Source organism: Methylophilus sp. (assembly GCF_035460085.1).
In the GTDB taxonomy this organism is placed as follows: Bacteria; Pseudomonadota; Gammaproteobacteria; order Burkholderiales; family Methylophilaceae; genus Methylophilus.
Genome location: NZ_DATHWZ010000010.1, coordinates 1 through 20769, shown reverse-complemented (window position 1 = coordinate 20769; position 20769 = coordinate 1). Strand labels below are relative to the sequence as shown.

The 20769-nt window shown below is 49.3% G+C and carries 23 protein-coding genes and 2 riboswitches; of the genes, 6 read left to right on the top strand and 17 right to left on the bottom strand.

Features of this window, described 5'->3' with window-relative positions; all coding sequences use genetic code 11:
• Nucleotides 1–35: 35 nt before the first annotated feature.
• Nucleotides 36–578, bottom strand: coding sequence for a formaldehyde-activating enzyme (gene fae, locus VK958_RS01145; protein WP_055830150.1), 543 nt, complete (start codon nucleotides 576–578; stop codon nucleotides 36–38).
• A 46-nt stretch (nucleotides 579–624) separates the two neighbouring features.
• The gene (locus VK958_RS01140) at nucleotides 625–1065 is read right to left on the bottom strand and encodes a GNAT family N-acetyltransferase (RefSeq protein ID WP_325238419.1); all 441 of its coding nucleotides are present in this window, start codon (nucleotides 1063–1065) and stop codon (nucleotides 625–627) included.
• 84 nt (nucleotides 1066–1149) lie between these two features.
• Here VK958_RS01140 and VK958_RS01135 point away from each other — a divergent pair, with 84 nt between their 5' ends.
• Nucleotides 1150–1530, top strand: a complete 381-nt coding sequence (locus tag VK958_RS01135) for a DoxX family membrane protein (protein ID WP_325238418.1) — start codon at nucleotides 1150–1152, stop codon at nucleotides 1528–1530.
• A gap of 60 nt (nucleotides 1531–1590) precedes the next feature.
• On the opposite strand, the gene VK958_RS01130 is transcribed toward VK958_RS01135, so the two are convergent.
• The 7 genes from VK958_RS01130 to def all read right to left on the bottom strand — a co-directional run bounded on the left by VK958_RS01130 (nucleotide 1591) and on the right by def (nucleotide 9494).
• Nucleotides 1591–2853, bottom strand: coding sequence for a sigma-54-dependent transcriptional regulator (locus tag VK958_RS01130; protein WP_325238417.1), 1263 nt, complete (start codon nucleotides 2851–2853; stop codon nucleotides 1591–1593).
• Between the two features lie 12 nt (nucleotides 2854–2865).
• Complete coding sequence (locus VK958_RS01125; RefSeq protein ID WP_325238416.1) at nucleotides 2866–5028, bottom strand: sensor histidine kinase; 2163 nt, start codon at nucleotides 5026–5028, stop codon at nucleotides 2866–2868.
• Between the two features lie 3 nt (nucleotides 5029–5031).
• Nucleotides 5032–5604 (bottom strand): DUF4390 domain-containing protein, encoded by a 573-nt coding sequence (locus VK958_RS01120; RefSeq protein WP_325238415.1) that lies wholly within the window; start codon nucleotides 5602–5604, stop codon nucleotides 5032–5034.
• Nucleotides 5582–6871 (bottom strand): 16S rRNA (cytosine(967)-C(5))-methyltransferase RsmB, encoded by a 1290-nt coding sequence (gene rsmB / locus VK958_RS01115; protein WP_325238414.1) that lies wholly within the window; start codon nucleotides 6869–6871, stop codon nucleotides 5582–5584. The genes VK958_RS01120 and rsmB overlap by 23 nt, the downstream gene beginning before the upstream one ends.
• Nucleotides 6872–7018: 147 nt before the next feature.
• Entirely contained in the window at nucleotides 7019–7891 is an 873-nt protein-coding gene (gene htpX / locus VK958_RS01110) for a zinc metalloprotease HtpX (protein ID WP_325238413.1), read from the bottom strand.
• Between the two features lie 134 nt (nucleotides 7892–8025).
• Nucleotides 8026–8964 (bottom strand): methionyl-tRNA formyltransferase, encoded by a 939-nt coding sequence (gene fmt, locus VK958_RS01105; RefSeq protein ID WP_325238412.1) that lies wholly within the window; start codon nucleotides 8962–8964, stop codon nucleotides 8026–8028.
• A 14-nt stretch (nucleotides 8965–8978) separates the two neighbouring features.
• Nucleotides 8979–9494: a peptide deformylase gene (gene def, locus VK958_RS01100; protein WP_325238411.1), complete on the bottom strand. Its 516-nt coding sequence runs from the start codon at nucleotides 9492–9494 to the stop codon at nucleotides 8979–8981.
• Between the two features lie 323 nt (nucleotides 9495–9817).
• On the opposite strand from def, the gene VK958_RS01095 reads away from it, so the two are divergent.
• From VK958_RS01095 to VK958_RS01085, 3 genes are read left to right on the top strand one after another with little or no spacing between them, the layout of a single operon-like run.
• The gene (locus VK958_RS01095) at nucleotides 9818–10852 is read left to right on the top strand and encodes a LysM peptidoglycan-binding domain-containing protein (protein ID WP_325238410.1); all 1035 of its coding nucleotides are present in this window, start codon (nucleotides 9818–9820) and stop codon (nucleotides 10850–10852) included.
• A gap of 9 nt (nucleotides 10853–10861) precedes the next feature.
• Nucleotides 10862–12022: a DNA-processing protein DprA gene (gene dprA / locus VK958_RS01090; RefSeq protein WP_325238409.1), complete on the top strand. Its 1161-nt coding sequence runs from the start codon at nucleotides 10862–10864 to the stop codon at nucleotides 12020–12022.
• 50 nt (nucleotides 12023–12072) lie between these two features.
• Nucleotides 12073–12540, top strand: a complete 468-nt coding sequence (locus tag VK958_RS01085; protein WP_325238408.1) for a Smg family protein — start codon at nucleotides 12073–12075, stop codon at nucleotides 12538–12540.
• 76 nt (nucleotides 12541–12616) lie between these two features.
• On the opposite strand, the gene metF is transcribed toward VK958_RS01085, so the two are convergent.
• From metF to ahcY, 3 genes are all read right to left on the bottom strand, one after another.
• Entirely contained in the window at nucleotides 12617–13444 is an 828-nt protein-coding gene (metF, locus tag VK958_RS01080) for a methylenetetrahydrofolate reductase [NAD(P)H] (RefSeq protein WP_325238407.1), read from the bottom strand.
• Nucleotides 13445–13483: 39 nt separating this feature from the next.
• On the bottom strand, nucleotides 13484–13834 hold the full coding sequence (locus tag VK958_RS01075) for a phage holin family protein (protein ID WP_325238406.1): 351 nt from the start codon (nucleotides 13832–13834) through the stop codon (nucleotides 13484–13486).
• A gap of 100 nt (nucleotides 13835–13934) precedes the next feature.
• A complete protein-coding gene (gene ahcY, locus VK958_RS01070) occupies nucleotides 13935–15344 on the bottom strand; it encodes an adenosylhomocysteinase (protein ID WP_325238405.1) in 1410 nt (469 codons plus the stop codon).
• A 92-nt stretch (nucleotides 15345–15436) separates the two neighbouring features.
• A riboswitch (S-adenosyl-L-homocysteine riboswitch) is annotated at nucleotides 15437–15518 on the bottom strand.
• A gap of 238 nt (nucleotides 15519–15756) precedes the next feature.
• On the opposite strand from ahcY, the gene VK958_RS01065 reads away from it, so the two are divergent.
• Nucleotides 15757–15906, top strand: a complete 150-nt coding sequence (locus VK958_RS01065) for a hypothetical protein (RefSeq protein WP_156376475.1) — start codon at nucleotides 15757–15759, stop codon at nucleotides 15904–15906.
• Nucleotides 15907–15991: 85 nt separating this feature from the next.
• On the opposite strand, the gene VK958_RS01060 is transcribed toward VK958_RS01065, so the two are convergent.
• The 3 genes from VK958_RS01060 to VK958_RS01050 form a co-directional block, all read right to left on the bottom strand.
• Nucleotides 15992–16999, bottom strand: coding sequence for a trypsin-like peptidase domain-containing protein (locus tag VK958_RS01060; protein ID WP_325238404.1), 1008 nt, complete (start codon nucleotides 16997–16999; stop codon nucleotides 15992–15994).
• A 397-nt stretch (nucleotides 17000–17396) separates the two neighbouring features.
• Nucleotides 17397–18569 carry a diguanylate cyclase gene (locus VK958_RS01055; protein ID WP_325238403.1) on the bottom strand — a complete coding sequence of 391 codons (1173 nt, stop codon included), beginning with the start codon at nucleotides 18567–18569 and terminating at the stop codon, nucleotides 17397–17399.
• Between the two features lie 49 nt (nucleotides 18570–18618).
• The gene (locus tag VK958_RS01050) at nucleotides 18619–19083 is read right to left on the bottom strand and encodes an EVE domain-containing protein (protein ID WP_325238402.1); all 465 of its coding nucleotides are present in this window, start codon (nucleotides 19081–19083) and stop codon (nucleotides 18619–18621) included.
• A 102-nt stretch (nucleotides 19084–19185) separates the two neighbouring features.
• On the opposite strand from VK958_RS01050, the gene VK958_RS01045 reads away from it, so the two are divergent.
• Nucleotides 19186–19545 carry a DUF2237 family protein gene (locus VK958_RS01045; RefSeq protein WP_325238401.1) on the top strand — a complete coding sequence of 120 codons (360 nt, stop codon included), beginning with the start codon at nucleotides 19186–19188 and terminating at the stop codon, nucleotides 19543–19545.
• A gap of 333 nt (nucleotides 19546–19878) precedes the next feature.
• Here VK958_RS01045 and VK958_RS01040 read toward each other — a convergent pair whose 3' ends face one another.
• On the bottom strand, nucleotides 19879–20181 hold the full coding sequence (locus VK958_RS01040; RefSeq protein WP_325238400.1) for a cell division protein ZapA: 303 nt from the start codon (nucleotides 20179–20181) through the stop codon (nucleotides 19879–19881).
• A 3-nt stretch (nucleotides 20182–20184) separates the two neighbouring features.
• Complete coding sequence (locus VK958_RS01035) at nucleotides 20185–20352, bottom strand: hypothetical protein (RefSeq protein WP_325238399.1); 168 nt, start codon at nucleotides 20350–20352, stop codon at nucleotides 20185–20187.
• 158 nt (nucleotides 20353–20510) lie between these two features.
• Nucleotides 20511–20721, top strand: a riboswitch (cobalamin riboswitch).
• Nucleotides 20722–20769 lie beyond the last annotated feature (48 nt).

The following is a 20769-nucleotide window of genomic DNA, read 5'->3' as shown; positions in this document are numbered from 1 at the left end:
GATTACGTTGCCTCCAGTTTACTTGGTATCCCGGCTTACTTTTGATCCCAGCTATCTTCCCACATGCAGTGTTTGATTTTGTGACGGTTAGCGATGATCTCATCAATGCTTGGCTCGTCGTTCAACGCACGTTTCAATGCCAGTTTGATTGCTTCATAGTTGTTTTTGTACAGGTCCGCTTTGTCCAGATTGGCCTCTTTGGCACAGCCCGGATCGATCCACAATAAAGCGACGATGCACAGGTCATTCACCAGCTCTTTAGGGATGATACCTTCAATGACCGCATCAGTGATGCCATCAGCCACACCGGCTTGCACCACGCCACCGAACAACTCAATATTCAATGAATCTTTCAAAGTGACTTTAGGCACCATCATGGTTGCAGGGCGCACCATCTGGTTGATGTCACGCACGGCAAACATGGCTGTATGGCCTTTGGTTTGCGCCATCATGTTGGCAAATGCAGTACCCACCGGGCCATCAACAGCACCAATGACGATTTCCGGCATCGCCGCAGTTACGTCTTTACCTTCAGAAAATACGGTAGCTTCACCAGCTTTTAATACAATCTTTGACATGAGAATTCCTTTTATGTCTGGAAGTGAGAGAAAACTTAAACCACAATTATACCAGTTCAAGCTGCATATCGACATGCATGATATCGGCATCCAGATAAGGGGCACTGCACACTTCAAAGCCTGCGCGCTCATAAAATTCAATCGCATGTGTTTGCGCTGACAGACGGGCATAGCTCACTTCTAAATGCTGGCATTCCTGGATAGCCTGTAATAGCAATGCTTCACCTATACCTTGCCCTCTCCATTCGGGCAAGACTGCCATTCGTCCGATATGCCCATCGTCCAATACTCTGGCACAGGCGACTGATTGCCCCCCGACCATTGCTAAAAAATGCATCGCTGCACCGTCTGACGCATCCCATTCCAACGCGACCGACACGTGCTGTTCTTCAATAAACACACGCTTACGGATCAGGCGGCATTCGGGCCATAAGGCATGTTGTGTATCAAATCGATGAATGATTAATTGAGTGCGTTGTATCGACAAATTTCCGCTCCCGATGAAAGTTTGCAATTGTGATAAGCCACAGGCATTATAGGCGCTTTATAAAAACAGGATTTGAGGAAAGTTATGTGTCGTTTTCAAACTGCCGCGGCCAGAATTTTACTGGCGCTGGTGTTTTTCGGGATTGTGATTTTGAAGTTGATCGCTATCACCTCTGCCCCTGATGGCTATTTGCAATATCAATTCATGCTAGGTCAATTGGGATTGCCTGCCCTTTTTGCGCCGTTGCTGATCCTTATCCAGCTTGTGTTTGGTCTGTCTTTGTTAGTTGGTTACAAAACAAAATTGTCGGCACGTGTACTGGCTGTTTTGGCTGCATTCATGGCTGTGGTGCTTAGCCAGGCATCGCTGGATGCATTTTTTGCCTACATGGGGATTGCCGGCGGCATGTGGTTGCTTAGTCTTTATCCACAAACCGGGTTCAGTCTCGATAACCGTCAGAAATAGTGCTTTGTGATCATAAAAAGCCGGGTTTCCCCGGCTTTTTTATTTTTTGGGATGCTGGTCTTAACCTTTTATCCTGATACCCAGTTGCTTGAGTTTACGGTATAAATGTGTGCGTTCCAGGCCCGAAATATCCGAGAGCCGACTCATGTTGTTTTTAACCAGCCGCATATGGTACTGAAAGTAAAAACGCTCAAACTCATCTCTTGCTTCACGCAATGGCTGGTCGAGATTCAAGGGCATATGCTGTTCAGCTGATTCAGCAATCTGGCCTTGAAAATCCTTCAATACCCGCTGCACGTCCTCTTGCGTGATACTGTCGCCCAGGCTGGTCATAAGCAGATTCTGCACTACCGATTCCAGCTCATCCAGATCCCCGGGCCAATCTGCGTTGCGGAGTGCATTTAAAGCCGCCACATCAAACGACTTGTAATCGATCTTGCTGGCTTCGACCATCAAGGTCGCCATGGCCGTGGCGAGATCCGGGATATCTTCTTTATGCTCATCCAGGCAAGGCACTTTTACTGCGGCACCAGCCAGTGTCTGCAACAGGGATTGCTCCAGCATGGCTTTTTCGATCAGTTGCGGCAGGCCGAATTCACTGCCACAAATGACCCGAACGCCATACTTTTCTGACTTGGCGATCAGCAAACCCAGGCCTTTTTGCTCGGTCTTGCCCAGCCTGGTGACTTCATCGACAAACACCACGCCTTCCCGGGCCTGCTCCAGGATTTCCATAGGCGCCGACACCAGCTTGTCATATTCAGTCAATGAAATCCACGGAGTGTTTTGCGGACGCAGGAATTTGGCACATAGCGCCACGCTGCCGCCTTTTTTACCAATCAGGAATAAAGCGTTCTTGTGGCGGGCCAGTTGTTCCAGGCGTTGCTTGAGCTCCTGGATCACTGCGCTTTTGCCAAAGCTGGAAAGATTGATTTCTGTATGCGCAAGGTGCTCGGTGTGCTTGATGGCAGCGCCCACTGTTTTAAGCAGCTTTTGCAGCGCAATCGGCTTTTCCAGGAAGTCAAACGCGCCCAATCGGGTGGCTTCAATCGCCGTATCAATGGTGCCGTGGCCGGACATCATGATGACAGGCATGGTCAACAACCCCGCATTCGCCCACTCTTTCAGCAGGCTGATGCCATCGCAATCCGGCATCCAGATATCCAGTAATACCAGGTCCGGTCGCTGTTTAAGTCTTTCTTCGCGTGCCAATTGGGCATTTTCTGCGAGGCGGACTTGATGACCTTCATCGCGCAAGATGTCGCTCAACAACTCGCGAATGCCGACTTCGTCATCAACAACTAATATATTCCGTGATGCCATGTCCGTACTTCCTTACACGATGCGCTCTACGCGCCGACGCTGTTGTTGTTTATCTACGGGCAGGTGTATGGTCACGCTGGCGCCCCCTTGTGGCAGATTATCTATGCGTATCTGTCCACGTTGTTCTTCTATCATCTTCTTCACAATTGCCAAACCCAGGCCGGTGCCGTGCGATTTAGTGGTGACATAGGGTTCAAACACCCTTGCCATCACATCGGTCGAGAAACCACCGCCATTGTCTGTCAGCGATAATTTTACACGCTCTCCGTCGCAATCCGTCAGGATGACCACTTGCGGCTGCTCGACCTGGCTCATCGCATCCTGTGCATTTTGCAGCAGATTATGCAGTATCTGCCGCATCATGGTGGCATCGGCCAGTACTTCAGGTAATTGCTGGTGCAATACCAATTCCAATTTAACTGTCGACCCATTGTACAAGCGGCTGACATCCCGGATCAAAGCATTTAAATCCAGTTTAACCAACAATGCTGCCGGTGTCCTGGCATATTCACTAAATTCATTGACCATGTTTTTCATGGCCTGGACCTGATTGACGATGGTATCGGTCGATTTCAACAGCATCTCGGCATCTTTACTATCCAGCTTATCATGCAGTTTCAACTGCAAGCGCTCCGCAGAAAGCTGTATCGGCGTCAACGGATTCTTGATCTCATGCGCCAGCCGTCTTGCCACCTCTGCCCAAGCCGCGTCGCGCTGCGCCTGCGCCATGACCGTTACATCGTCAAATACGACAACCAAGCCATGTCCCGCGCCTTCCGGCAAGCGTGTCACGCGCAACATCAAAATCTGTTTGCCATGCACATGCTCGATATCGATCTGACTGGTCATGTGCCGCTCATGGTGATCCAGCTGTAAGGTCTCATCATAATGGCGCATGACGATTTCTACAAATGGGCTTAAATAGACATTCTCGCTGGCGATCTCGGTAAATACCTTATTTTTGAAACCGACTAATGAAATACCCAGGATACTGGTAGCCGCCAGATTATAAACACGTAATTCAGCGCGTTCATTAATCGTCATTACGCCTGAGCTCAGATGTGACAGGATCGCTTCAAGATATGCACGCGCAGACTCCACATGCTGACGGCTTTGCTCGGAAGCGATCTTCGCTTCCTGTAACTGGCGCGTCATGCTGTTGAACGATTTCACTAGCACACTGAGTTCATCTTTGCCGAATGAAGGCAGTTGCTGCGAATAATCGCCGCTGGCGATCAGCCGTGTGCCTTCCGCCAGTACTGTCAGCGGTTGCGCCATGCGTCGGCTCAGTGCAAATGCGATGATCAGTGCCCCGAGCATTGAGAGCAAGAGAATCATAGTCAGCGTCAGCATGAAAATATCTTTCAGCGACTGACGGCTATAAGAAAGTGTCTGGTATTCGCGGTAAACATCCTGCACCGCTTCTGCAGTGTCCGATAGCGATTTGGGTACCGGCTGCATCAATTGCAGAATCCGCATCTCTCCGATGATACCTAATGGCTCTACCGGCACTAGCACCCGCATATACAAACCTTTACCCTGGATAGGTTCGATCTTGCCATAGACGCCGCTCCGGGCCTGGCGCAATTGCGGAACTGAAGGCAGTTCCGGCAGGAAACTGCTCGGGTCGGCACTACTGACCGCCAGAATGGCGCCTTGTGGTGTGAGGAGTGCAGCATCCTGAATGCCCGCTTTTTCGCGCAAATCATTCAATTGCGCATAGTTGGATTTGGCTGTCTGCAGTGACAATGAAACGGTCATGCCCTGCGCTTTATCTTTCAGCTCAGACAACATGATATCCAGTGCACGCTGACCGAGGTTCAAGCCGCCATCCAGCGCAGATTCGACCTTGACATTGAACCAGGACTCAATCGAACGACTAAGGAAATTGACCGAAACCAGGTACACAATCATGCCGGGAATCAGGGCCATCAGCGCAAAAGTCACTAACAACCTGAAATTGAGTTTACTGCCGACTTGTTTGGTTTTGGTGGTGCGGTACAGGTGGCGTAACTGGTAACCAATCACACCCAGTAACAATAACGCCAGGCCCGCATTGATGTATAACAAGATGATGTAGTAGTCACCACTGATAGCCGTGTTGGCACTGGCGAGGGAAAGCAGGTAGAGCAGACCTGCGGCCAGCGTGATTGTCAGAATCAGGACATAACGCATAACTTAGCGCACGGTCTCCTTCACCCACCAGCTAAACGTAGGCGTGACCAGTTCCCAGTCGCTCTCGCCAATCGCGTCCACTTGTAAGGCTTTCGGCAGTTTGCTGGTATCCAGATGCATTTTCAATGCCGCGTGATAGGACTGGTTTTTTTCGAGCGTGGCATGCGGCGCCAGACGCCAGTCGTGAATGACTGACAACTCTTGTTTGGCATCACCGAGCGTATCAAATACTTTTTGTTGTTGTGGATAATTAAGGATGTATTGCTTGGTGAGTGCGTGGTAATTCAAAGTGACCTGGCGGCGTTCGGTGACGACTTCATCATCAAACCAGTATTTGAGCGGTTTTACTATCTGGAATTCGTACAAAAAGGTTAATGTGACCCCTTTGCTCAGCGCCTCTTCAAGCGCACGCCCCAACTGGATATCAATTTCGGCATCCAGTGTCCATAAATCATCGCGCAATACCAGTTCAGCCACTTTAATGTGTGCATGATTCCCGCCGGCCAGCACTGACCATGCGGTAAGCAGCATGAAACCAAGCAATAGCCAGGATTTAATGCTTTTGCAACAACGCATAAAATAATCCGTCATGGGCGGCAACGGGCAGTAATTGCCCAGGCGCTGTATGCTCGCACGGCAAAATAGCGGCATCAAACTGCACTGTCAGTCGGGTCGCATCATGGTGGGAAGTTAAAAATCGCTGAATTTGCATTTCGTTTTCTTGTTGGAATACCGAACACGTTACATAAAGCAATTTACCGCCTTTTGCCAGCATTTGCCACAGATTAGATAAAATTTGCTGCTGGGTGTGCGCAAAAGTCGCCAAATCCTCAGGTCTGCGCAACCATTTCATGTCCACATGCCGGCGCACAATGCCGGAAGCACTGCACGGGACATCTGCAAGGATGCGGTCAAACGGTTGCCCGTCAAACCAGTCAGTGCTTGTTGCATTACCGGTAATCACCTTGGCCTGCAAATCCAGCCGCTGCAGATTGTCATTCACACGCTTCAAGCGCTCCGCTTCAACATCCAGCGATACCAACTCCACATCGCAAGATTCGATAATATGGCAGGTTTTCCCGCCCGGGGCACTGCAAGCATCCAGCACACGCATGCCTGGGGCCACATCCAGCAAAGGCGCTGCCCATTGCGCGCCTGCGTCCTGCACGCTGACCCAACCCTGGTCAAACCCTGGCAGTTTGTGCACTGGCAACGGCTGATGCAGCTGAATGGCCGTGGTGCCCAAATGCGTGACGGCTATCTGTGCTTCCTGCAAAGCCTGTAAATAAGCTTCCACACTGGTCTTGCGTATATTGACGCGCAAGGTCATCGGTGGATGTGCATTCCCGACAGCGAGCATGGCTTGCCAGTGATCAGGGTATTGTTGCTTAAGCAGCGCTATCCACCATTGCGGATAATTCCAGGTGACTTCCTCACTTTGGGTGACCACCGTTTGCAATGCTTCACGCTGCCGCAGGAAGTTACGCAACACTGCATTGACCAAGCCTTTGGCCCACCGCTGCCCGGTTTTGCCCGCTGCCTCTACCGCCTGGTTCACGACGGTAAAATCATCATCCTGACCATGCAATAACTGCGAAAGCGCCACCAATAACAAGGCCTCAACCCGGGTATCGCTCACCGGCTTTGGCGTTAGTGCGGCCAGATAAGCAGCCGATTCCGCGTAAAAACGCAAAGTCAGGTAGCTGTAATCCTGTGCCGCCGCCTGTTGTTGTGGGGTGGCCAACTTGACTTTGCGTAATGCTTTAGGCATTGAAACCGTCAGGTTATGGCCGACCAGGACCTCGGCGACGGCGTATGCGGCAATTAACTGGGCAACTTGCACTGTGGGGGAACTCTAGCTAAAAAAAGCTATTTTACTTGATGATGCTGATTTCACGGCTAAAACACCGTCATTAGCTTACACAAAGAAAACCAGCGCAATAAAAAAGGCTTCCCTGAGAAAGCCTTTATTTATATAAAGAAGTCACTGTCAGTACTGATTTGCCAGTGACAATAAACGACGGACACGTTCTTCAGTCTTGGGATGTGTGCTGAACAAGCCGGAGAAATCTGCACCAGATAAAGGATTGATAATCATCATCTGGCCTGTCTCCGGGTGCTGTTCGGCTGTCAGGTTAGGAATCTGGTGGGCATAATTATGGATTTTCTCCAATGCGCTTGCCAACGCTTTCGGATCACGGCTGATGTCTGCCCCCATCCGGTCAGCTTCATACTCTCGCGAGCGGGAAATCGCCATCTGGATCAGGCTGGCGGCCAACGGCGCCATGATGATCATCAAAATACCCAGCATAGGGTTAGGCCTATTTTCGCCATCTCTATTGCCGCCACCAAACAACATACCAAATTGCGCTATTGCAGAAATCGCACCGGCAACAGTTGCCGACATGGTAGAAATCAGGGTATCGCGATTTTTAACGTGCGCCAGTTCGTGTGCCATGACGCCGCGCAATTCGCGCTCACTCAATATCTGCATGATCCCGGTCGTCGCAGCCACGGCCGCGTTTTCAGGGTTCCGCCCGGTAGCAAACGCATTCGGCTGGCTTTCGTTGATCACAAATACGCGCGGCATCGGCAATTCTGCACGCTCAGCCAGCTCTTTGACCATAGTGTAGTAGTTTCGGAACTGATTATTACCGTAGTTATTATCAGCGTTGACTTCTACCGCACCATACATCTTGAGCACAGCCTGGTCACTGAACCAGTAAGCGTAGAAGTTCATTCCGCCTGCCAGCAATAAAGCCATCAACATGCCGCTTTGGCCACCAAAGGCACCACCCACAGCGACAAACAGGGCTGTAATCGCGGCCATCAGCACAAAAGTTTTTGTCCAATTACCTAACATTCAAAGTTCCTTCATTCCATTCTTATTCTTATTCTTCATCAACATGGGGTCGCTGAAGATTTTTTCAATAGCTTCATGTGCTTTGGACTCACTCTGGTATCCATACATTTTAGAGAGTAAATTGATAGCGATGTTTATAAAAACCTGTCCCCGATATGCACATGTTGCCCTTGCACAAACTGCTGCGCAGCCTGTCGCTTGCCTCCTGGCATTTGCAGTTCATGTATCTCCAATGCGCCATCACCACAGACAACAACCAGAGGTTGAATCTGGATGATGGTTCCAGCTGGTTGGGCTAAATCAAGTCCAGCGGAATGTTGGGCAACTTGCGCAAACCAGAGTTTGCATACTTGCTCTTTAAATTTGGCCGTGGCTACCGGGAAGGGATTGAATGCCCGCACCTGCCGCGAGAGTTGTATGGCAGATTGTGTCCAGTCGATCGCCGCTTCTGATTTTTCCAGTTTGTGCGCATAAGTGACCTGCGATTCATCCTGTACTTCAGAAGGTAATTGGCCGGTGGTTTGCAGAGTATGCATGGCGGCTATCATCAGGCGCGCGCCCTCACGGCTAATCGCATCATGTAAAGTCTGGGTAGTGTCTTCCCCAGTGATCGGCACAGCCCATTTGCTGATCATATTGCCGGCATCGAGCTTGGGCACGACTTCCATGATAGTGACACCGGTTTCATGATCACCGGCCAGAATAGCGCGATGAATCGGCGCCGCCCCACGCCACCGCGGTAGCAATGAACCGTGAATGTTATAACAACCGATTTTGGGGATATTCAGCACAGTGGTTGGAATTATCAGGCCATAAGCAGCGACAATCAGCACATCTGCATTGGTCGCGGCGATCTCATCCTGAACTTCTGATGGTTTCAAACTTTCCGGCTGGAATACCTGCAATCCATGTTGCAAGGCCAGTTGTTTGACCGGGCTGGCCTTGAGTTGCATGCCGCGACCAGAGGGTCGATCTGGTTGCGTGAGGACCATCACAATCTCGTGACCGGCATCAATCAGCCCTTGTAACGCAGGCACGGCAAATTCCGGTGTCCCGGCATAAATGATTCGCATGATTAACCCGTGACTTAGTAACTATTGCGCTCAATTTCGCGCGCGTGCTTGACCATTTTGCTGCGGATACGGTTGCGCTTGAGTGGCGAGAGATATTCAACAAATACCTTGCCTTTGAGGTGGTCCATCTCATGCTGGATGCACACGCTGAGCAAACCATCGGCATCCAGCCTGAACGTTTTGCCGGTGGCATCCTGCGCTTCAACCGTAATAAATTCTGCGCGGGTCACACTCTCATAAATACCCGGCACGGACAAACAACCTTCTTCATAATCCTGATGGCCGGATTCAGCAATGATCTTGGGGTTCACCAGCACCAGCAAAGCATTTTTCTCCTTGCTCAGGTCAATTACGATTAACTGGATATGCTGGTCAACCTGTGTGGCAGCCAAGCCGATCCCTGGCGCGTCATACATTGTTTCAGCCATATCCGCGACCAGCTGTTGCAGTGCTTGGTCGAAGTCCTTCACCGGCTTGGCCACTGTGTGCAAGCGAGGGTCCGGATATTGCAAAATCGGAAGGAGTGCCATGCTGTATAAATCTTTCAATCCAAAGTGTTTACGGAACAAGCATTCAATGTCTGCGCAAGTAAATCGCGGCGTTGCGTGGGCTTTTGTAAATACACTTCCATCACTTGGCTGCATAACGCCTAGCCCGGCTGCTGTGTTCAGTGGCCTTGCACTTCATCTTGCGCAATCAGGTATTCGTGTTCCTTAAATGAATACAAGGCAAAACGCCTGTTTTTTCATCTTGATAAGAACTTTAAACCCATGCTAGATTGGTCGATATTACGTGTAAACCTGCGCCATACTTGCCGCCATTACGTTATTACTGCATATTACAGAGACGTCACATGACCAAAATTGTTCAAATTATAACCTCGCTTGTACTGGCTTGTAGCAGCTTGTACGTTTTTGCAGAGGAAATTACTTTACGTTCGCAGCATCCTGACCGCCATGTGGTGGTCAAAGGCGATACATTATGGGATATTTCTGCCACATTCCTCAAGAATCCCTGGCAGTGGCCACAGATATGGCAAATTAACCGTGACCATATCAAGAACCCGCACTGGATATACCCGGGTGATGTGATTGTACTGGATACCAGCAGCGGTAAACCGGTATTGAGATTGATCAGGGAGTCTGTCTCGCTGGAACCCGGCGTGATAGTGACACCGATCAAGGCCGACGCCATCCCTACCATCCAGCCTAATGCCATACTGCCGTTCTTGACCAAGCCTATGCTGGTATCTGTCGATGAACTCAAAAATGCGCCAAGAATCATCGCCGCACAGGAAGAGCGTGAAATCTTGAGTCCGGGTACGCATATTTATGTACAGGGATTACCACAAAACCCGCAGCCAGTCTGGGCTATCTACCGTGAAGGCGAACCGGTGAAAGATCCTGAAAATGGAGAAGTCCTAGGTATAGAAGCGCATTATCTCGGTGAAGCCAGACTGCTACGCTTAGGTCAACCGGCCACGCTGAATATCAGCCAGGTAAAAAAAGAAATTGCCGTTAAAGACAAGCTGATCGCCGTTGAAGATGAGTTAAAGCAAACTTATATACCACACGCACCGGAAAGCCAGATGCAGGGTCAGATTGCCCGCATCAGCGATGGCATCAACGAAACAGGTTCAGGCCGTGTGGTAGTGCTAAACCGTGGCGCGAACGACGGCCTGGAGCGTGGACATGTGCTGTCTATCCTGCGCAAAGGCGCGAGTATGATAGACCCTGAGTCAGACCCTGAACATCCGGTGACATTACAATTACCCAATGAAGCAGTGGGATTGTTGATGGTGTTCAAAACCTTTCCTGAATTGTCTTACGCATTAGTGATGCAAGCTTCACAACCTGTGCATGTGGAAGATATCGTTCAAACACCGTAAGATTGCGTGATGGAAAACGCTTACATCGAAAACGCAAGCTTGCCCGACGCCAGCTTGACCAGCACTCCTCGTGAACAGTATGCACCGTGGATAGCACTTAGCCTGGTAGATGGGTTGGGCAATACCACTTTGTGCCAGCTATTACTGCTGTTCAAATCGCCGGAAGCCATTCTGTCAGCGTCATACGCTTCATTACGGGATACCGTTAGTAAAGAGGTTGCCGAAGGTATCCTGCGCGCCATGGAGCATGCGGATATTGCTAAAGCACTGGATTGGCTCGAGCAGCCCGATAATCACCTGATCACGCTTGCAGACCTGCATTACCCAAAACGGTTACTGGAAACCGACCAGCCACCACCACTACTGTATGCCAAGGGTAACCTGCAGATCCTAAAAAGACCAGCCATGGCGATTGTGGGTAGCCGGCATGCCACCGCACAGGGAGAAACTACTGCCGAGAACTTTGCCGAGAGCTTATGCCGCGCGGGACTAGCCGTCGTCAGCGGACTGGCACTGGGGATTGATGGTGCGGCTCATCGCGGCGCCCTGAAAGCAGATGGAGCAACCATTGCGGTAGTCGGCACCGGCCTGGATATTGTTTACCCTGCTAAGCACAAAGCCCTTGCGCACCAGATAGCACAGCACGGCCTATTGCTGTCGGAATATGCATTAGGCACACCTTCCATTAATTACAACTTCCCCAGACGCAATCGCATCATCAGTGGCTTATCTGAAGGTTGCCTGGTGGTGGAAGCAAATGTCGATAGCGGCTCACTGATTACCGCAAAACTGGCGATCGAACAGGGCCGCGACGTGTTCGCGATTCCTGGTTCTATCCATTCACCGGTGTCTAAGGGTTGCCATGCCTTGATTAAACAAGGCGCAAAACTGGTGGAATCAACAGACGATATCCTCAGTGAATTGCGCCATATACGCCTGCCAAACACCAGCCTGGCTAATAGCCCAAATGGGCTAATACCCGATTGGACTAATTTACCCTCTGAAGCCAGCCCTGTATTGGCTTGCATGGGGTTCGACCCGATCTTTGCCGACCAGATTGCCGCCCGCTCAGGCTTGACGCCCGGAGAAGTTTCCACCATGCTTACACTACTTGAATTGGAAGGTGTAGTCAGTCATCTCGCGAATGGGCAATTCCAGAGACTGGCTTAACCTCACACGGTAGCACTACGTAATGAAGTAGCATGTTTGAGGAGATGTGCATGTTGGAAGTATTGATATTTATTTATCAAAACTATTGGGACAAACATGATGCGTTTGCGTTGAAAGAAACCGACGAAGCCATCATGGCTTATGAATTGGCCCAGGCCGGATTTAACCACCAGGACATCCTGCATGCGGTTGACTGGGTGAAAGACCTGCGCCGCTCTGTTGAGCATCCGCAATATTTGCAGGACCCTTCTGCCATGCGCATTTTCTGCGAGATGGAACGCGATAAAATCAATGATGAGAGTCTCAACTTCCTCTGCCTGCTGGAGAAAAGTGACATCATCACTGCTTACGAACGCGACCTGATCATCGACCGCGTCATGGTATTGCCACAGGAAACCCTGAGCATGGAAGATATCCGCTGGATCACCATGATGGTGCTGTGGGACGAAAACCGTAAACAGGATTACCTGTTTGTCGAAGATGCTTTATTCAATCCTAAAGGCTTGTCATTGCAGTAACGTATTGGTGAAATACTAGCCACAAAAAAAGCGCGATTGATACCGCGCTTTTTTATTTTACTGCCTGTATACAATTTTATAGCTGACGGATAATCTGCCCAATAATGCCCGCCTGGTTCAAAGTGTAAAAATGCATTTTATCCACACCAGCCTGTGAAAGTTTAGCGCAGATATCAGCGACAACATCGACGCCGAACGCGCGTAATGAAGCAAGGTCATCGCCGTACGCCTCCAGACGCAAACGCAGCCAGCGTGGAATCTCAGCGCCACACACATTGGAAAAACGCGCCAACTGTGTGTAATTATAGATAGGCATCACTCCTGGAATGATAGGTGCGGTGATGCCCTGTTTTTGCGCCAACTCAACAAAGCGGAAATAAGCATCCACATTGTAAAAATACTGCGTAATCGCAGAATCTGCCCCGGCGTCGATTTTGCGTTTGAAATTATCCAGGTCCTTCTGTGCCGATCCTGCTTCCGGGTGAAATTCCGGGTAGGCGGCTACCTCCAGGTGGAACCAGTCACCGGTTTCGGCACGGATATAATCAACCAGCTCATTGGCGTATTTAAAATCGCCGACACTGACTTCACCGGAAGGGATATCCCCGCGCAAGGTCACCAGGCGCTTGATGCCTTTTGCCTGATACGCTTGCAAAAGATCACTGATTTCCTGCCTGCTTGAAGAGATGCAGGAGATATGCGGTGCCGCATTGAAGCCCTCATTCTGGATTTCCAGCACAGTATCCATGGTGCGGTCGCGGGTAGAGCCGCCGGCACCAAATGTGACCGAGAAAAACTCAGGGGAAAATTTAGCTAATTCGGTGCGCGCCTGCCGCAAGTTGGCAATGCCTTCCGCAGTTTTTGGCGGAAAGAACTCAAAACTGAAAGAGGTTTTATTATTCACTTTTTTAATCTTTATCTATTGCAGACTGTTTTAAGCCAGTCAGTCTTTGCCATCGGGGACAATAGCGCTGAGCACCCCGGAAATAACGCTATAGACTAACGCACCAATCACACCAACCACAATTGAACTGACTGAAAAGCCTTGCAGATAATTGCCGACGGCCCAGAATAACAGCCCGTTAATCACCAGGATAAACAAGCCCAGCGTTAACAGGGTAATCGGTAAGGTAAGCAGCACCAGCAAAGGTTTAATCAATATATTGACCAGGCCAATGACCAAAGCGGCTATGAGCGCAGCCGTAAAATTGGCTACATGAATGCCAGGCACCAGGTAAGCCACCGCCATTAACGCCAATGCGTTCAATACCCAAACAACCAGTAATTTAAACATTACACCCTCCCTTGAGTGATTAGATTGAGGAAGAGTTTACACCGAAACTTCAGCCAGGACACCTGGCGGAAGTTTCGGGGTTATTGGTAAGGCGCTGTATTTAGTATCTGTAATGGTCTGGCTTGTACGGGCCGTTTTTGCTCACGCCAATATAGGCCGCTTGCGTATCGGTCAGCACTGTCAGCTGTGCGTTGAGTTTTCTCAACTGCAAAACAGCAACCTTCTCATCCAGGTGTTTAGGCAAGGTATACACACCCACTGGATAATTGCCGGTTTGTGTGAACAACTCGATTTGCGCAATGGTCTGGTTGGCAAAACTGGAGCTCATCACATAACTTGGGTGGCCAGTACCGCAACCCAGGTTCACCAGGCGGCCTTTAGCCAGCAGGATGATGCGTTTACCGTCCGGGAAAATCACATGGTCCACTTGCGGCTTGATTTCGTCCCATTGGTATTTTTCAATACCGGCAACATCGATTTCGTTATCGAAGTGGCCAATGTTGCAGACAATCGCCTGGTCTTTCATTTTTGCCATATGGTCGTGCGTAATCACATGGTAGTTACCCGTGGCAGTCACGAAGATATCGCCGTGCTCAGCGGCATAATCCATGGTCACTACACGGTAGCCTTCCATCGCTGCCTGCAATGCGCAGATAGGGTCAATTTCAGTCACCCAAACCTGTGCTGACAAAGCACGCAAGGCCTGTGCAGAACCTTTACCTACATCACCATAACCAGCGACGATAGCGATCTTGCCTGCAATCATCACATCAGTCGCGCGTTTGATACCATCTACCAGCGATTCGCGGCAACCGTACAGGTTATCGAATTTGGACTTGGTCACGGAGTCATTGACGTTGATCGCCGGGAAAGCCAGTTTGCCGTCTTTATGCATCTGGTATAAACGATGCACACCCGTGGTGGTTTCTTCAGTCACGCCCTTGATTTCTTTCAGGCGCACGGAATACCAGGTGGGGTCGGTTTTCAATTTGGCTTTAATCGCATTGAACAAACAGATTTCTTCTTCAGAAGTCGGGTTACCAACCACGGATAAATCTTTTTCTGCACGTGCACCCAGGTGCAGCAGCAAAGTCGCATCGCCACCGTCATCCAGGATCATGTTGGAGTAACCACCGTCTGCCCACTCAAAAATACGGTGGGTATAATCCCAGTACTCTTCCAGCGTTTCGCCTTTGACGGCAAACACGGCAGTCCCTGTGGCTGCAATGGCAGCTGCTGCGTGATCTTGGGTGGAGAAAATATTGCAAGACGCCCAACGCACTTCAGCGCCCAGGTCTTTAAGTGTTTCAATCAACACAGCGGTCTGGATGGTCATATGCAAAGAACCGGTAATGCGTGCGCCACGCAGCGGTTGCACAGCGGCGTATTCTTCACGAATCGCCATCAAGCCAGGCATTTCCGTTTCGGCAATGGCGATTTCCTTGCGGCCCCAGCCAGCCAGGTTCATGTCAGCGACAATGTAATCTTTGATATCAGCTACAGTATTCATGTTTGATGTCCTAAAAAAATGAAAACTGAGCAGGGAAGGTTCTTAGAACCGGTGGAAACGTTTTGTTCACCTTTTTTCCGTGCTCGCACAGTGAAAAGTGAACGCAGTTGAGAAGCTTTGCAGCTATCACTCTGAGCCTGGGAGTGTGAAACTCTCGCAGCGTTCCTCAGAAGGCGTGATTATACGCCAACCGCTATATTTTACAAAAGACCACCTTTATTCATCATCGAAATAAATGTGCAATCACCTGCTAAATACTGATTTCAGCAGATATGGGTGCTAGTGATAAACATGATTTCAAACTGAGGCCAATAGACCGCTTTTCTTAATAAAATCATTTACCTGTCTCCATGGCATGATGTGTCAACTGCAGTATTTATTGTCACTTAATCATACGGAAAGGCGGGAAATTATGTCAATGTACCAGGTCATGGACGAAGAGAATCATTGCATTGCGACCTTTTATCACTTCCAGGAAGCCGTCGTGACCGCACAAGACTTCACTGTCTGGGATGATGAGCATTATTACCATGTAGAAGAACTGGATTTGCAAGTCGTTTAAATAAACAGCTGGCAACAAAAAAGCGCCCATGAGGCGCTTTTTATTTGATTGTATTTAACTGATCTTTGCCTATAACAGCCTTCGGTTATGGCAATGTTTTCATCGCTACTGTCAGTTCAGCTGCTTTCTCCGCATCCAGCTGGTTCAGCGCATCGACATTTGCCAATGCCTCATTATGTTTGCCATTGGCTTCAGCAATCAGGCCCAGGTAATAGAAAGCCTGGCTATGCTGGTCATTCATGCTCACTACGCGGTGCAAATGCTGCTCAGCCATCGTCAGGTCACGTGTTTCATATTCTGCCGCCGCCAGGTAAAACCAGGCTTCAGTATTGGCAGGCTCTTGTTTCACCCATTGTGCTGCCACCGTTTTCAAGCTATTCCAGTCTTTATGCAGGTAAGGAAACACCACTTTCATGAAGTGTGGCCATTGTGCAGCCGGCTTACCCCAGAATGGCAATTCGCTTTTCACTAGCACTGGCCCGGCAGGTTTGTTGAGCAACGCCTGTACCCAGTCAGTCGACATATAATAGTAATATGCATCTTTGCCTGGGCTTTTCAGCGTGATTAAGCCGACCAATGTACCGGAGTCATCAAACAAAGCACCGCCGCTCGCACCTTGTTTAAAAGTGCTGGTAGCACGCACGATGACTGAGTCATCCATGCTGAACAAGCCTTTAACCACACCTTTGGTCGTGACAGGCGCCGGCACAAAACTTGGATAGCCGATGGTGAATACCGGTTGCTCGTATTTCAATTCGCGGCTGGATTTCATTTCGACCGGAGCCAGCGGCAGGTCATCCATTTGCAGCATGCATACGTCATGTTCCCAGTCAGGCTTAACGCCGACTGCATGGTAAACCGCGCCGCCACTTAACACGCTGATGCTACTGGCATTGGCCACTACATGACAGTTTGTCACTACTTGATTGTCGGCAACCACAACACCAGAACCCAAGCCAAACTGGCCGTTGGTTAACCCGACCTGAATACGCAATACGCGACTGTTTAGTGACTGCATTAACGCGTCAGAGGGTTCTGCCATTAACGGCGCTGTTAAGCACCCTACCAGTAAACCAATCAAAAACTTTGTCATGTAGTGCTCCAATCTGTTACCGCAAGTTGGTGTATCGTTGGAAAGCCTTTAATTGCATTTCAGCAAAATGCATTCCAACCCAACGCGCACACAAATCGAGCACTACTTAATCAGCAGGATTATTCAATAAAACAATTAATAATCATATAGTTAATTCAATCATTATTTTTAGGGTCTGCGAATTCATATCACGGATTTATCCAGAAAATCACACTATATCCCTGCAACCTGATCTTGTTTGCGCACCATTAATGTGCACTAAATAGGTGCGTGCACACATATTGCCCAAGCGTGATCAAGGGATACGAATTGAATAAAAAAGAAACAGCAGTTGCCTGGCTTTAGGCAGTTGAAGTGCTAGTGGAAATGCGTCTTAGCGCAGATAGATTCATTGTGATCAATGATTTGCAATAAACACGCGATTACGGCCTTGCTGCTTGGCAGAATAAAGGGCTGCATCAGCCATGCGCATCATATGCGACAATCCTTGCTGGTCACTCAGCTGAGAGGTAGAAACCAGGCCGAACGAAGCGGTGTAGTGAATCTTCTCGCCACTCTCAATGACCACGCTATGGTCGATTTCTGAGCGCAAGCGTTCAATGACGCGCGCGGCTTCGTTTAAATCGGTCATTGGCATCAGGATCCCGAACTCTTCCCCGCCCAACCTGCCCACCATATCGCTGGTGCGAAGGGCATTCACGCACCTCAGGCAAAAATTCTGCAAGATCAGGTCTCCGGCATGATGGCCATGCTGGTCATTGATCTTTTTGAAATGATCAATATCCACCATTGCGAATGAAAATGGCGCTTCATAACGCTGGCTACGCCTGATCTCGGATTCAAGCTCGTGCATAAAATGCCGACGGTTGGCGATGCCGGTTAAAAAGTCAGTAAATGCAAACTTGTCTGCTTCAATGTGCAAGCGATAAATACGCGATACCACAAACACACTCACCATTAAAAATAGTGACAATAGCAATGACGCATAAATCAAACCTGCCTTGGTATGCCGTTGCAGCCTTTGATTACTTTCATCCACATATTGAGTAGCGCGCTGATTGGCATAAGCAAGGATAGACTCATTCAACCGGGCCACCTCCGCAAAACGGCTGGTCCAGTCGGTTTCTATCAGCCGGTTGGCCTCAAGAAATTTTGCATCTTCCAGTTTTTGCAGAATCTTGTCGCGTACCTGATTGAGTGCCTGCCATTTTTGCTGAAGATTGATGACCTGTTGCGGGTCGCCGGAATAGCTGTGCTGCATGACGGCAATTTTCTCTTCCGCTAGCCGCTCATGCGCTTCGATAAAGGTGATTGCTGCACCCATATGACTCGCATCCGCCTCGATCAGCGTTGCGTATAACAAGCTACTGCGTATCTGGTACAAAGCGGCTTTGAGCTCAAGCGCTGCATTTGAAACCGCAAACGGTTTCTCGTATAGGTTGCGCGTGGTCTGATGCATCTCGCGCATGCTGGAAAAATAAATCCACAGGAATAACAAGGCGCCGATAAAAGCGATGAGGAACCCAGAAACCAGGATATACAACACCGCTTTTTTGCGCTGTCGTTTCATGATCTGGGCAATAGGAATACAAACATACGTAACGCCTCCAGGCAAGGCTTCATGCGCTCAACAGCTTGGTGATCAATGTCCATTCTCTGGGATCGACTGGCGTTATCGACAATCGGTTCCCTTTTTGCAATATCCGCATATTGGATAGCTCTGGGATTTCGCGTAACTCCTTCAGGCTCAGCAATCGTGTTTTCCGCACCAGTTTCACATCCACATTCATCCAGCGCGGGTTTTCCGGGGTGGACTTAGCGTCAAAATATTTGTGGCCTTTCACAAACTGGAACTTGTCCGGGTAAGCCAGTGTACTCACTTCACAAATACCCACAATACCTGGCACCTCGCAATTAGAATGGTAAAACAACACCCCATCGCCGACTTTCATCTGGTCACGCATGAAATTACGTGCCTGGTAATTGCGTACGCCATACCAGTCTACGCTCTGGTTGGGGAAACCCGCCAAATCATCAATCGAGACATCCGAGGGTTCGGATTTCATCAGCCAGTAACGTGCCATCTCTTAAAACCTTCTTCCAATCAGTAAAATGCCAGTATCATAAACTCCAGCATCATAAACCGTAATCATCACAAACCCAAAGTGACATCATTGATAGAGATCATGGCTAAAAACGTACTCGGCACCTTACTTATTCCCTGTAGCACAAACCCAGTCACCGGCTTTATGCGCGATGGCTGTTGCGGGTTTCACCCGGAAGATACTGGCAGGCATACGGTATGCGCAGAAATGACCGATGAGTTCCTCGCGTATTCCCAAGCGCAGGGCAATGATTTATCGACACCAGTGCCTGAATATGATTTTCCCGGCTTGAAAGCTGGTGACCGCTGGTGCCTGTGCGCAGGCCGCTGGCTGCAGGCAAGTGAAGCGGGTTATGCACCGCCGGTGATATTGGAGTCCTGTGCTGAAAGTTGCCTGGAAGTGGTCAGTCTGGCTGACCTGATATACCACGCTTTGCGATAGCATTGCTGGAAAGGGATGTGCTAAGGGGTTACCTGAGCCTTAATCCTGAACCAAAAAGTTCAGGTGGTAACAGCCTAAGGTACATTAGGTTCACACGCCAAGGGAGTCTTAAAAGACCTCCCAACTTAGTGCGATCTCACAGCACCTGATGAGCCGAAACCTATAACAAAGACTAGTTCAAGGAATTTTAGACTCAGGCAACGCCTTAACACACCAGATTCAAGCTAGATTGAAAGTGCACCCATATTTAAAGCACACCGTAAAACTACATCGTTAAAAAATGATACGCCATTTACCATCAATGACGGTGAATATTTTATGAAGTTCAGGGGATTACAATAATTTATGCTGGCTGGACAATACTTCATCCATTTGTTGCTGCATGGTCGTGATGCGTTTTTTCACATCGCCCACATCAACACCATCACTGCGGGTATTCAGTAATTCATGCGTGATATTCAATGCCGCCATGATGGCTATCCGCTCAACGCTGACCATTTTGCCTGCATCACGGATTTCGCGCATTTTACCATCCAGGTAGCCGACCGCCTGCAAGAGCACATCGCGCTCTTCATCAGTGCAGGTCACACTGAACGCGCGGCCCATGATCTCAATATCGATTGGTTGCTTAGCCATCGTTTATTGACCTTCCTCTGGGAGTGCAGACAGTAGTTTTTCGAGCTGCACGCTGGCTTGCGTCATATTGAGTTTGAGAGATTGCGACTCCTGATTCAATTTCGACACCTCCTGGCGCAACTGACCATTATCTTCACGCAAGTGATGACATAGCGCAATTAACTTCGCCACACGCTCTTCCAAACTTTTAAGATCCGCATCCATCAAGCCATTATCAATGAAAAAAATGATTGTGGTCAATAGGTAAGCGAAGTTTTTCAAAGTAAATTAAAGATTTCAACTTGATGGCTCATTGAATGTTTACTCGCAAAAACACATGCTTTCAACTAAAATGACGCCAGTTGTCAGGTGCTGCGCGCTGTGTTCTTACAGCCGGAGTGAAACTGGGAAACAGGTGCGCGAATTCACATTCGCAATGCCTGTGCTGCCCCCGCAACGGTAAGCAAGTGCGGGTCTATCAACATGCCACTGGGTCAAACCCGGGAAGGCGATAGATCAAAACTTGCAAGCCCGGAGACCGGCCTCACAACCAACCATTTGCAATACCGCGGGGTGACGGTGTCTGATAGTGTATTTCTCTTTTGCTAA